This window comes from Staphylococcus sp. EG-SA-14 (assembly GCF_017151935.1).
Lineage (GTDB): Bacteria > Bacillota > Bacilli > Staphylococcales > Staphylococcaceae > Staphylococcus > Staphylococcus aureus.
On the sequence record NZ_JACVZM010000004.1, the window covers coordinates 101,816 to 114,970 of the forward strand.

The 13,155-nt window shown below is 33.9% G+C and carries 10 protein-coding genes; 6 read left to right on the forward strand and 4 right to left on the reverse strand.

The features are described 5' to 3' along the window. Window positions 1–14 precede the first annotated feature (14 nt). Window positions 15–1,025 (reverse strand): N-[(2S)-2-amino-2-carboxyethyl]-L-glutamate dehydrogenase SbnB, encoded by a 1,011-nt coding sequence (gene sbnB / locus IDG63_RS04605; RefSeq protein ID WP_001078456.1) that lies wholly within the window; start codon window positions 1,023–1,025, stop codon window positions 15–17. After that, window positions 1,022–2,002 carry a 2,3-diaminopropionate biosynthesis protein SbnA gene (gene sbnA, locus IDG63_RS04610; protein WP_000570808.1) on the reverse strand — a complete coding sequence of 327 codons (981 nt, stop codon included), beginning with the start codon at window positions 2,000–2,002 and terminating at the stop codon, window positions 1,022–1,024. Before sbnA ends, sbnB begins: the two co-directional genes overlap by 4 nt. A 230-nt stretch (window positions 2,003–2,232) precedes the next feature. Here sbnA and sirA point away from each other — a divergent pair, with 230 nt between their 5' ends. From sirA to spa, 5 genes are all read left to right on the forward strand, one after another. Next, window positions 2,233–3,225: a staphyloferrin B ABC transporter substrate-binding protein SirA gene (sirA, locus tag IDG63_RS04615; protein WP_001045111.1), complete on the forward strand. Its 993-nt coding sequence runs from the start codon at window positions 2,233–2,235 to the stop codon at window positions 3,223–3,225. A gap of 15 nt (window positions 3,226–3,240) precedes the next feature. Next, a complete protein-coding gene (gene sirB, locus IDG63_RS04620; RefSeq protein ID WP_000924997.1) occupies window positions 3,241–4,236 on the forward strand; it encodes a staphyloferrin B ABC transporter permease subunit SirB in 996 nt (331 codons plus the stop codon). Continuing rightward, a complete protein-coding gene (gene sirC / locus IDG63_RS04625) occupies window positions 4,233–5,231 on the forward strand; it encodes a staphyloferrin B ABC transporter permease subunit SirC (RefSeq protein WP_000136636.1) in 999 nt (332 codons plus the stop codon). Before sirB ends, sirC begins: the two co-directional genes overlap by 4 nt. A 368-nt stretch (window positions 5,232–5,599) precedes the next feature. After that, complete coding sequence (gene sarS / locus IDG63_RS04630; protein WP_000876756.1) at window positions 5,600–6,352, forward strand: HTH-type transcriptional regulator SarS; 753 nt, start codon at window positions 5,600–5,602, stop codon at window positions 6,350–6,352. Between the two features lie 420 nt (window positions 6,353–6,772). After that, entirely contained in the window at window positions 6,773–8,347 is a 1,575-nt protein-coding gene (gene spa, locus IDG63_RS04635) for a staphylococcal protein A (protein WP_206176368.1), read from the forward strand. A 328-nt stretch (window positions 8,348–8,675) separates the two neighbouring features. Here spa and IDG63_RS04640 read toward each other — a convergent pair whose 3' ends face one another. Both IDG63_RS04640 and IDG63_RS04645 read right to left on the reverse strand, forming a co-directional pair. Beyond that, window positions 8,676–10,268 carry an L-lactate permease gene (locus tag IDG63_RS04640; RefSeq protein WP_000173893.1) on the reverse strand — a complete coding sequence of 531 codons (1,593 nt, stop codon included), beginning with the start codon at window positions 10,266–10,268 and terminating at the stop codon, window positions 8,676–8,678. A gap of 261 nt (window positions 10,269–10,529) precedes the next feature. Next, window positions 10,530–11,003, reverse strand: a complete 474-nt coding sequence (locus tag IDG63_RS04645; protein WP_000036333.1) for a DUF1648 domain-containing protein — start codon at window positions 11,001–11,003, stop codon at window positions 10,530–10,532. A 350-nt stretch (window positions 11,004–11,353) separates the two neighbouring features. Between IDG63_RS04645 and IDG63_RS04650 the strand changes: the two genes are divergently transcribed. Further along, window positions 11,354–13,129 (forward strand): oleate hydratase, encoded by a 1,776-nt coding sequence (locus IDG63_RS04650; RefSeq protein WP_000291837.1) that lies wholly within the window; start codon window positions 11,354–11,356, stop codon window positions 13,127–13,129. Window positions 13,130–13,155: the final 26 nt, after the last annotated feature.

A 13,155-nucleotide genomic window follows, 5' to 3' on the forward strand; every position in this document is an offset into this window, starting at 1 on the left:
GACACCTCGCATTCTTAATATAGGTTCAATGTTGTCCCAATATTTTGTTGTTGTGCCTGTTGATAAATAAAGTAAGCACTTGAAATATCTTCGATAGCCATACCCATCGGATTAAGTAATATGATTTCATCATCGTCTTCACGTCCTGGTATGTCACCTGTCACAAGTTGTCCTAGTTCAGCATGAAGTGCTTCTTTGCTGAATTTACCTTCTAACACCAATTGGTTAATAGTTTTCTTTTCTCGATTACATTGTGACCAGTCGTCTACTACGACTTTGTCAGCTTTAATAAAGACTTCTTTATGCACATCCATGATAGAAATGTTGCTAATAAATGCACCCTTTTGTAACCAATCATATTCAATGTATGGTTGATCCGTTACGGTACATGTAATGACTACTTCACCATTTGATACTGCTTCTTTAGCATTTTCTGTCGCAATAAAATTAATTTCCGGACGCTGTTGTTGCCATCTATCAACAAAGCGTGCACATGCTTCAGAGAATTGATCGTAAACAAACACGCGTTCAATATGATCGAATTGCTCTAACATACTTTGTAATTGCTTGTCTCCGATTAGCCCGCATCCAATGATTGTTAAGTCTTTAAATCCTTTTTTAGCCAAATGCTTAGCTGCAATCACTGAAACTGCTGCAGTACGCATACTACTAATTAAACTTGCTTCCATAACTGCAATTGGATAATTCGTTTCTGGATCATTCAAAATAATGACACCACTTGCACGCTCCATATTACGTTTCGATGGATTGTCGTGCTTACTACCTATCCACTTAATACCTGAAATTGCGTGTTCACCACCGATATGACTTGGCATTGCAATTATTCGATCTGCGATGTGTCCATTTTCAGGATCCTGTCTTAAATACGGCTTAAGCGGTTGTACAAAATCATTGTGCGCATGGGCTGTTAATGCTTCTGTTAATGCGTCCACATAAACTTGTGAATGATTACCTCCCGCTTGTTCAATATCTGATCTATTTAAATACAACATCTCTCTATTCATTCTGATTTAACTCCTTGTCTTGATTTCATTTTTTCTAACCATGTATCTGAATAAACTAAATCTAAGTAACGATCGCCTCGATCTGGTAAAATCGTGACAATTGTTGCACCTTCTTCAATTGACGTTATCAACTGCTCAATCGCTGCAATAATCGAACCTGTTGAACCTCCGGCAAATATGCCTTCATAATCAATCAGTTTTCGACAGCCCAAAGCAGATTGATAATCATCTACATGGATCACTTGATTAATTTCTGATCTATTCAATATTTCGGGTACACGACTAGCACCGATACCAGGTAATTCTCTATTAATAGGTTTGTCACCAAAAATGACTGACCCTTTCGCATCAACAGCAACAATTTGTGCGTTTGGATGCACTTCTTTTATTTTTCTACTCATACCCATAATGCTACCTGTCGTGCTGACTGGCGCGACAAAATAATCTATAGGTTGCTTAATTGTTTCAACAATCTCTGTGCCTGCACCATGATAATGGGATTGCCAATTTAACTCATTCGCATATTGATTAATCCAATATGCATCGTCAATAGTGGCTAACAGTTCTTGCACCTTTGCAATACGAGTCATTAAATAACCCCCATGTGCATCAGGTTCTTCAACCATTTCTACATTGGCACCATAACTTTTAATAATTTTCAAATTTGTTGGTGATATTTTAGGATCAACAACACACGTGAGTTTTAATCCCTTGATTTTAGCTATCATTGCCAACGCAATGCCTAAATTACCAGAAGTACTTTCAATTAAATGTGTATTCTCAGTGATTAAACCATGTTTAATACCATGTTCAATGATGTACTTGGCAGGTCGATCTTTCATGCTGCCTCCAGGATTCATATACTCTAACTTTGCAAACACTTCATGTTTCGGAAATAGTTGATGAAGTTGAACCATAGGTGTTTGCCCTACAGAATCTAACAATGAATCGTGACATGCTTGACTTTTTTCAATCAAAAGCGCTTCCTCCTCAAATTTAAAATTCTATAATATTGTGTGTTACCTAATTGATAATGATTCTCACTATCAAGTAATTAGGATTATATTTTTTATGCATTTATATGTCAAATAATTATAAGTTGCATGTAAATCATAAATATTTTATTGACTTAGGAAAAAATTTAATTCATACTAAATCGTGATAATGATTCTCATTGTCATACATCACGAAGGAGGCTAATTAGTCAATGAATAAAGTAATTAAAATGCTTGTTGTTACGCTTGCTTTCCTACTTGTTTTAGCAGGATGTAGTGGGAATTCAAATAAACAATCATCTGATAACAAAGATAAGGAAACAACTTCAATTAAACATGCAATGGGTACAACTGAAATTAAAGGGAAACCAAAGCGTGTTGTTACGCTATATCAAGGTGCCACTGACGTCGCTGTATCTTTAGGTGTTAAACCTGTAGGTGCTGTAGAATCATGGACACAAAAACCGAAATTCGAATACATAAAAAATGATTTAAAAGATACTAAGATTGTAGGTCAAGAACCTGCACCTAACTTAGAGGAAATCTCTAAATTAAAACCGGACTTAATTGTCGCGTCAAAAGTTAGAAATGAAAAAGTTTACGATCAATTATCTAAAATCGCACCAACAGTTTCTACTGATACAGTTTTCAAATTCAAAGATACAACTAAGTTAATGGGGAAAGCTTTAGGGAAAGAAAAAGAAGCTGAAGATTTACTTAAAAAGTACGATGATAAAGTAGCTGCATTCCAAAAAGATGCAAAAGCAAAGTATAAAGATGCATGGCCATTGAAAGCTTCAGTTGTTAACTTCCGTGCTGATCATACAAGAATTTATGCTGGTGGATATGCTGGTGAAATCTTAAATGATTTAGGATTCAAACGTAATAAAGACTTACAAAAACAAGTTGATAATGGTAAAGATATTATCCAACTTACATCTAAAGAAAGCATTCCATTAATGAACGCTGATCATATTTTTGTAGTAAAATCAGATCCAAATGCGAAAGATGCTGCATTAGTTAAAAAGACTGAAAGCGAATGGACTTCAAGTAAAGAGTGGAAAAATTTAGACGCAGTTAAAAACAACCAAGTATCTGATGATTTAGATGAAATCACTTGGAACTTAGCTGGCGGATATAAATCTTCATTAAAACTTATTGACGATTTATATGAAAAGTTAAATATTGAAAAACAATCAAAATAATTAAGGAGTTTTACGATGCTACTTAAACCAAAATACCAAATCGTTATTGCTGGTTTATGTCTTGCAATAGTAGCTATCTTAAGTTTAATGATTGGAAATACGCTTGTGTCACCAGGTACGGTGATACAGGCGTTATTCAACTTTGATAGTGAAAACGATTTACATGATGTTGTCACTGGTGCACGGGCGTCGAGAACAATCATTGCGTTATTGACTGGTGCTGCCCTTGCTGTCTCAGGTTTGTTGATGCAAGCACTTACACGAAACCCAATAGCCTCACCAGGGCTTTTCGGTGTCAATGCAGGCGCAGTATTTTTTGTCATTTTTAGTATTACATTTATCCAAATTCAATCTTTTAAAATGATTGTAGTTATTGCATTTTTGGGGGCTATTGTTGTTACTGTATTAGTTGTTGCACTAGGTATGTTTAGACAAACACTATTCTCACCTCACCGTGTCATTTTGGCAGGTGCTGCGATTGCGATGCTATTTACAGCCTTTACTCAAGGCATACTTATTATGAACGAAACAGACTTACAAGGCCTATTATTTTGGTTAAGTGGCTCCGTTTCATTACGTAATATTTGGGATATCCCATGGATTATTCCGCTTGTATTGATACTTATTTTAATTGCATTTAGCATGGCTGCACACATCAACATCTTGATGACAAGTGACGACATTGCAACCGGCCTCGGTCAAAACATAAAATTAATCAAATGGATGATTATTATGCTCATCAGTATGTTAGCCGGTATTTCGGTAGCCGTAGCTGGATCAATCGTCTTTGTGGGTCTTATCGTACCGAATATTAGCAAACGATTATTACCACCAAACTATAAGTATTTAATTCCTTTTACTGCATTAGCTGGAGCAATCCTAATGATCATTTCAGACATTGTTGCTCGTATAATAATTAAGCCACTAGAGTTGCCTATCGGTGTCGTTACCGCTGTCATTGGCGCTATTGTCTTAATCTATATTATGAAGAAAGGACGTCAACGCTTATGACCGAAAAGATTAATAAAAAAGACAATTACCATCTCATCTTCGCGTTAATCTTTTTAGCCATCGTTTCAGTGGTAAGTATGATGATTGGTTCAAGCTTTATACCATTACAACGCGTACTGATGTACTTTATAAATCCAAATGACAGTATGGATCAATTCACTTTAGAAGTATTACGCTTACCTCGCATTACACTTGCGATTTTAGCAGGTGCCGCACTAGGAATGAGTGGTTTAATGTTGCAAAATGTATTAAAAAATCCAATTGCCTCACCTGATATTATCGGTATCACAGGTGGTGCTAGCTTAAGTGCTGTTGTCTTTATTGCATTTTTCAGCCATTTAACAATACATTTACTTCCACTATTTGCAGTATTAGGTGGCGCAGTTGCAATGATGATACTATTAGTGTTTCAAACGAAAGGACAAATACGCCCGACAACACTCATAATCATCGGTATTTCGATGCAAACGTTGTTTATTGCGCTTGTCCAAGGATTACTCATTACAACGAAGCAATTATCTGCTGCCAAAGCTTATACATGGCTAGTCGGAAGTCTTTACGGTGCTACGTTTAAAGATACAATCATTTTGGGTATGGTTATTTTAGCTGTTGTGCCGTTGTTATTTCTTGTTATACCAAAAATGAAAATATCTATACTTGATGACCCTGTAGCGATTGGCTTAGGCTTACATGTACAACGTATGAAACTAATCCAATTAATCACTTCTACTATACTCGTATCTATGGCAATCAGTTTAGTAGGTAACATTGGGTTTGTCGGTTTAATCGCACCACATATCGCGAAAACAATCGTTCGCGGAAGTTATGCTAAAAAGTTACTAATGTCAGCAATGATTGGTGCCATATCAATTGTTATTGCAGACTTAATTGGGCGTACCTTATTCTTGCCTAAAGAAGTGCCAGCAGGTGTATTTATTGCTGCTTTTGGTGCCCCATTCTTCATATACTTATTATTAACCGTGAAAAAGTTATAACGATATTATTAAAACAAAATGACCTCACAACAACGTTAGCAAAATGTTTAAGCTAACTAACAGTTGCGAGGTTTTTTTATACATATAGTTGTCGTTATTGTTAACAAGCGTCGACTTTCTTAATTACATATTAATACTTTATAAACAAATAACACTGACTCATATTCTATAATATCAATCAATATTCTTCGATTTTTCAAATATCGATAACTATTTCTTATTTAAATATAGTGTTTGATAATGTCATTTATTCAAAAACACAAATTTTAATAAAAATATCATATTATTTTTAATTGTAAATTATGGATTATTTTTCTTATTATATTGTGTTATATTAAAATAAAGTGCATATACAAGGAGATAAAACAATGAAATATAATAACCATGACAAAATTAGAGATTTTATAATCATTGAAGCATATATGTTTCGTTTTAAGAAAAAAGTCAAGCCTGAAGTCGATATGACTATAAAAGAATTTATATTACTGACTTATTTATTTCATCAGCAAGAAAACACACTTCCATTTAAGAAGATTGTTTCAGATTTATGTTATAAACAATCGGATTTAGTACAGCATATAAAAGTACTTGTGAAACATTCATATATTAGTAAAGTTCGAAGTAAAATTGATGAGCGTAATACTTACATTTCAATATCTGAAGAACAACGAGAGAAAATTGCAGAACGTGTTACATTGTTTGATCAAATCATTAAACAATTTAACCTTGCAGATCAAAGTGAATCACAGATGATACCAAAAGATAGTAAAGAATTTCTAAACTTGATGATGTATACAATGTATTTCAAGAATATTATCAAAAAACATCTAACATTAAGTTTTGTAGAATTCACAATTCTAGCTATTATCACTTCTCAAAATAAAAACATCGTTCTTCTTAAAGATTTAATTGAAACAATCCACCATAAATACCCTCAAACTGTTAGAGCTCTCAATAATTTAAAAAAGCAAGGCTATCTAATAAAAGAACGCTCAACTGAAGATGAAAGAAAAATTTTAATTCATATGGATGACGCGCAGCAAGACCATGCTGAACAATTATTAGCTCAAGTGAATCAATTATTAGCAGATAAAGATCATTTACATCTTGTTTTTGAATAATATCTCTATTACGCAAGTGTGCTGTATTCTAAAGTGCACTTGTGTTTTCTATTTTTTAATAAAACCTCAGCACATAATGAACAACTTTCTATTTTCTATATCACTTAAAACCATTTCCGAAATTAAACCTCAGCACATTCAAAGCCCCACTTTATTCTTAAAAATATTTTTTAACTCATATGTATTAAACCGCTTTCATTATAAAAAATATCTCTATATTTTATCTGTTTTTATTAATCGAAATAGCGTGATTTTGCGGTTTTAAGCCTTTTACTTCCTGAATAAATCTTTCAGAAAAATATTTATTTTATAAGTTGTAAAACTTACCTTTAAATTTAATTATAAATATAGATTTTAGTATTGCAATACATAATTCGTTATATTATGATGACTTTACAAATACATACAGGGGGTATTAATTTGAAAAAGAAAAACATTTATTCAATTCGTAAACTAGGTGTAGGTATTGCATCTGTAACTTTAGGTACATTACTTATATCTGGTGGCGTAACACCTGCTGCAAATGCTGCGCAACACGATGAAGCTCAACAAAATGCTTTTTATCAAGTCTTAAATATGCCTAACTTAAATGCTGATCAACGCAATGGTTTTATCCAAAGCCTTAAAGATGATCCAAGCCAAAGTGCTAACGTTTTAGGTGAAGCTCAAAAACTTAATGACTCTCAAGCTCCAAAAGCTGATGCGCAACAAAATAACTTCAACAAAGATCAACAAAGCGCCTTCTATGAAATTTTGAACATGCCTAACTTAAACGAAGCGCAACGCAATGGTTTCATTCAAAGTCTTAAAGACGATCCAAGCCAAAGCACTAACGTTTTAGGTGAAGCTAAAAAATTAAACGAATCTCAAGCACCGAAAGCTGACAACAATTTCAACAAAGAACAACAAAATGCTTTCTATGAAATCTTGAACATGCCTAACTTGAACGAAGAACAACGCAATGGTTTCATCCAAAGCTTAAAAGATGACCCAAGTCAAAGTGCTAACCTATTGTCAGAAGCTAAAAAGTTAAATGAATCTCAAGCACCGAAAGCGGATAACAAATTCAACAAAGAACAACAAAATGCTTTCTATGAAATCTTACATTTACCTAACTTAAACGAAGAACAACGCAATGGTTTCATCCAAAGCTTAAAAGATGACCCAAGCCAAAGCGCTAACCTTTTAGCAGAAGCTAAAAAGCTAAATGATGCACAAGCACCAAAAGCTGACAACAAATTCAACAAAGAACAACAAAATGCTTTCTATGAAATTTTACATTTACCTAACTTAACTGAAGAACAACGTAACGGCTTCATCCAAAGCCTTAAAGACGATCCTTCAGTGAGCAAAGAAATTTTAGCAGAAGCTAAAAAGCTAAACGATGCTCAAGCACCAAAAGAGGAAGACAACAACAAACCTGGTAAAGAAGACGGCAACAAACCTGGCAAAGAAGACAACAACAAGCCTGGTAAAGAAGACAACAAAAAACCTGGTAAAGAAGACAACAAAAAACCTGGTAAAGAAGACAACAACAAGCCTGGTAAAGAAGACAACAACAAGCCTGGTAAAGAAGACGGCAACAAACCTGGTAAAGAAGACGGCAACAAACCTGGCAAAGAAGACAACAAAAAACCTGGCAAAGAAGACAACAACAAGCCTGGTAAAGAAGACGGCAACAAACCTGGCAAAGAAGACGGCAACGGAGTACATGTCGTTAAACCTGGTGATACAGTAAATGACATTGCAAAAGCAAACGGCACTACTGCTGACAAAATTGCTGCAGATAACAAATTAGCTGATAAAAACATGATCAAACCTGGTCAAGAACTTGTTGTTGATAAGAAGCAACCAGCAAACCATGCAGATGCTAACAAAGCTCAAGCATTACCAGAAACTGGTGAAGAAAATCCATTCATCGGTACAACTGTATTTGGTGGATTATCATTAGCGTTAGGTGCAGCGTTATTAGCTGGACGTCGTCGTGAACTATAAAAACAAACAATACACAACGATAGATATCATTTTATCCAAACCAATTTTAACTTATATACGTTGATTAACACATTCTTATTTGAAATGATAAGAATCATCTAAATGCACTAGCAACATCTTTTGTTGCTCAGTGCATTTTTTATTTTACTTACTTTTCTAAACAACTTCTGAAACGCCTCAACACTTTCTACTCTGATTACATATACGACATTTTTAGACATTAAAAAATCGAACTAGACAAGATGCTCATTGCATTTCGTACTAGTTCGATTCATGAATAATTAGATTTAAAATGTCATTTGAATCCAAGTGACAACATTATTTATATTTAGAATATTAACGTTAGTATAAACGTCCAAACACAAATAAAGGCAACAAATATAATACTGTATTTTAACGTCATTTTTAATAATGCAGATTCTTCACCAACTTTTTTAACAGCTGCAGTCGCAATGGCAATTGATTGTGGTGAAATAAGTTTCGCTGCTACACCACCTGCAGTGTTAGCTGCCACAAGTAATGAACCGCTTGTTGAAATTTGTTGTGCCACTGTCGCTTGAATAGGTGCGAATAAAGTATTGTTATTTACAACTGAACCAGTCATAAACACACCAATCCAACCTAATACTGGAGAGAATAATGGGAAAATTGCTCCAGCTTTAGCAATACCTTGTCCAATTGCTACAGTCAAACCACCGTATGTCATAACTTTAGCAATAGCTAGAATCGCTGAAATTGTAAGGATCGGTAACCATAATTCTTTAATTGCTTCGACCAATAAAGCACCTGCACTTTTCCATTTTAACTTCGTAATTATAATTGTAATAATTACTGTTAATAAAATCGCTGTCCCTGTTGCACCAATTAAATCGAGACGCAACGCAATTCCTTTAGGCGATAAATCACTCACAGTATTCGGAATTGGCATTTTTAATACTAAACTTTCAAGCGCACCTCCAGGTTGAAATAATTTTTTGAAGAATGGTGCACTCCATACTAATACAAAGGCAGTTAAAATTACGAACGGACTCCAAGCAAAGACAATTTCTTTAGGCGTTCGTTTTTGAATTTTATGTTCAGACGCTTCCAATCTGAAAATGTTTTTCGGTTTAAATTTACGACAAACAAATGCTAACACCACCATTGTTGCTAGTGATGGAATAATGTCTGCTAGTTCTGGACCATGGAATATTGTTAATAATAATTGTAATCCAGTATATGTACCACTCACTGTTAAAATGACAGGTAAAATTTCTTTAATACCTTTCATACCATCTACAATGAATACTAAAACAAATGGAATAATAAAGTTTAAAATTGGAAGTGTTAATGCTGAGTATCTCGCAACATCTAATGTTGTAACGCCTCCACTTAAGTTAAACGTATCAATAATACTAACTGGTAAACCAATTGCACCAAAGGCACCCGCCGCACCATTAGCAATTAAGCATAACATCGCTGCTTTTAATGGTTCAAATCCAAGTTGAATCAATAACACTGCACAAATCGCAATCGGCACACCAAATCCTGCTGCACCTTCTAAAAATGCGTTGAAACAAAATCCAATTAATAATAGTTGGATTCTTTGGTCCTCTGAAATACTAGCAATACTATCTTGAATAATAGAAAATTGTCCTGTTTTAATAGAAACTTTATATAACCAAACTGCCATTAAAACGATATATCCTATTGGAAAAATACCGGCAACAACGCCTTCTGTAATCGCACCTGCTGATACACGCGCTGGTAATTCAAATACAAATAAAGCCACAATCAATGTAACAACCAAAGTTGTCAATGCTGCATAAATGCCTTTCATTTTAAAAACGGTTAAGCATAATAAAAATAAAATAATAGGTACTGCTGCAACTAAGGCTGATAATCCAACATTATCGAATGGATTTACAGTAAGTAGTGTCATAATGACTCCCTCTCTTTATATAAAATATTTATCATTTTGATTAATCTACACCCTATTTCAACTTATATTTTGCGATGATCACATATTTAAAATGTAACACTCCTATATGTGACAGGCAATCGAATTTTTACAAAAAGTTCACAAAATATACACAATATTTAACTATAATAAATAATATATCATTTTAATTATAAATACTAGATATTATTTATAATAATCTCAGGAATCCGCTTCAAAACTGCATCATGACAGTTTATATTTTTATTGAGAATCTCTCATTTTATGAATTGTAGGAAGTAAACAAAATATGACAAGCGTCAAACCAATGATAATGATAAATATCATATTAAACCATAGTAAATTGAATTGATGTTGGTGTTGTATTTGCCAAATTTCTAATACTGTGAAGATAGACATATAGCTCATAATCTCTAAATTTAACGTACTTAAAAATAATTTAATCGCTCGAATTTCACGTGGTGTATGATTATAATGTGACCATTTGGCAAATCGTTCATAGTATCTACCTGCAATGAAAAATATAAGCCAAATCACTATAAATGCGCTATTAATCAAAAGCAGCACCCATTTATCAGCAAAGTTATCAGCATTCCCTGCTAAATTATAATGAATAGGTACTTTGGTTGGTAATTTTGAATAGGTCACTACTGTATAGCACATCATAGCTAAGTAAATAAGTAGACTTAATATTGTAAAAGACCTGATTTTAGACATTCTATCGCCTCTTTCTTTACATTTTGTGTATAACACTCTGCCTATTTTACCTTTTAATTACATTACCCCAAACGATTAAACAATATGTAATGATACTATAATTGCGTCAGGAGTATCCGCTTGTTAAATGTGTATAGCTTATATTTAGCTGTTTAACATGCCACATAATGATTCGAATTATTCCAAGTCCCGCACCTCAGAATCCAAAAACATTCGAGTGATAAAATTTTAAAAATCAAAAATATAAAAATGATCTAATTTCGTCAAATTTACCAATATAAATACTAATATTTGCAATTCACAAAGGGGTATAGTCTGAGTGTATTCTAATACGAAAGGACTTGGTGGATATGTATTACAGTTATGGAAATTATGAAGCATTTGCGCGCCCTAAAAAACCTGAAAATGTAGAAAACAAATCTGCTTATTTAATCGGGTCTGGGTTAGCTTCACTTGCGGCAGCTTGTTTCTTAATTAGGGATGGTCAAATGGAAGGTTCGAAGATTCATATTTTAGAAGAGTTACCTAAAGCAGGTGGTAGTCTTGATGGTGAAAATATGCCTTTAAAAGGCTATGTTGTCCGAGGTGGTCGTGAAATGGAGAACCACTTTGAATGTTTGTGGGACTTATTCAGATCTATCCCTTCATTAGAAATCGATAACGCGTCTGTATTAGATGAGTTCTATTGGCTAAACAAAGAAGACCCTAACTATTCTCGCTGTCGAGTTATTGAAAAACAGGGTCAACGTTTAGTTACCGATGGAGACTTCACTTTGACCAAAAAAGCGATTAAAGAAATTTTAGATTTATGCTTAACGAATGAAGAAGATTTAGATGATGTCAAAATAACAGATGTATTTTCCGATGACTTCTTTAATTCAAACTTTTGGATTTACTGGAAAACGATGTTTGCATTTGAACCGTGGCATTCTGCTATGGAAATGCGTCGCTATCTAATGCGATTCGTTCATCATATTGGTGGTCTCGCAGACTTTTCAGCTTTAAAATTCACTAAATATAATCAATATGAATCTTTAGTATTACCTATGGTTGAATATTTAAAATCGCATGGGGTTCAATTTGAATACGATGTAAAAATAGAAGATATTAAAGTAGATGTTACAACAAGTCAAAAAATTGCCCGAGAAATATTAATTGACCGCAATGGTAAGGCAGAATCCATTAAACTGACTATAAACGATCTTGTCTTTGTGACAAACGGTAGTATTACAGAAAGCTCTACGTATGGTGATAATGATACACCAGCGCCACCAACTGACGAATTAGGTGGTAGTTGGACACTATGGAAAAATTTAGCACGACAAAGTCCTGAATTTGGTAATCCTGATAAGTTTTGCCAAAATATTCCTAAAAAAAGTTGGTTTGTTTCAGCAACATCGACAACAAACAATAAAGATATTATCGATACAATAGAAAGCATTTGTAAACGTGATCCACTTGCAGGTAAAACGGTTACTGGCGGTATTATTACAATCAATGATTCTGCATGGCAAATCAGTTTTACAATCAATCGTCAGCAACAGTTTAAAGACCAACCTAAAAATGAAATATCTACGTGGATTTACGCCTTATATTCAGATGTAAACGGCGATTATATTAAAAAGCCAATCATAGAATGTAGTGGTAATGAAATATGCCAAGAATGGCTGTATCACTTAGGTGTACCAACTGACAAAATTGAAGACTTAGCAAAACATGCATCTAATACGATTCCTGTTTATATGCCATATATTACCTCTTATTTCATGACGCGTGCTATCGGCGACAGACCTTTAGTCGTCCCGCATCAATCACAAAATTTAGCATTTATTGGTAACTTTGCAGAAACAGAGCGAGATACTGTATTTACAACAGAATATTCGGTTCGTACTGCCATGGAAGCTGTTTATCAATTACTAAATATAGATCGTGGTATTCCGGAGGTCATCAATAGTACATTTGATCTTCGCGTCTTAATGGATGCCGTATACGAACTGAATGACCATCAAGATTTGCGCGAGATTACTAAAGATTCGAAAATGCAGAAACTCGCATTAGCAGGATTCCTTAAAAAGATAAAAGGTACGTACATTGAGTCATTATTAAAAGAACACAAATTGTTATAACGAGGCACATTAAATCATGTCTATAT

What these genes read in the sequence shown, in the direction of transcription:
- sirA (WP_001045111.1), top strand. Translation starts at nt 2,233, where the DNA reads ATGAATAAAGTAATTAAAATGCTTGTTGTTACGCTTGCTTTCCTACTT.
- sirB (WP_000924997.1), top strand. Translation starts at nt 3,241, where the DNA reads ATGCTACTTAAACCAAAATACCAAATCGTTATTGCTGGTTTATGTCTT.
- sirC (WP_000136636.1), top strand. Translation starts at nt 4,233, where the DNA reads ATGACCGAAAAGATTAATAAAAAAGACAATTACCATCTCATCTTCGCG.
- IDG63_RS04640 (WP_000173893.1), bottom strand. Translation starts at nt 10,268, where the DNA reads ATGACACTACTTACTGTAAATCCATTCGATAATGTTGGATTATCAGCC.
- IDG63_RS04650 (WP_000291837.1), top strand. Translation starts at nt 11,354, where the DNA reads ATGTATTACAGTTATGGAAATTATGAAGCATTTGCGCGCCCTAAAAAA.
- sarS (WP_000876756.1), top strand. Translation starts at nt 5,600, where the DNA reads ATGAAATATAATAACCATGACAAAATTAGAGATTTTATAATCATTGAA.
- sbnB (WP_001078456.1), bottom strand. Translation starts at nt 1,025, where the DNA reads ATGAATAGAGAGATGTTGTATTTAAATAGATCAGATATTGAACAAGCG.
- IDG63_RS04645 (WP_000036333.1), bottom strand. Translation starts at nt 11,003, where the DNA reads ATGTCTAAAATCAGGTCTTTTACAATATTAAGTCTACTTATTTACTTA.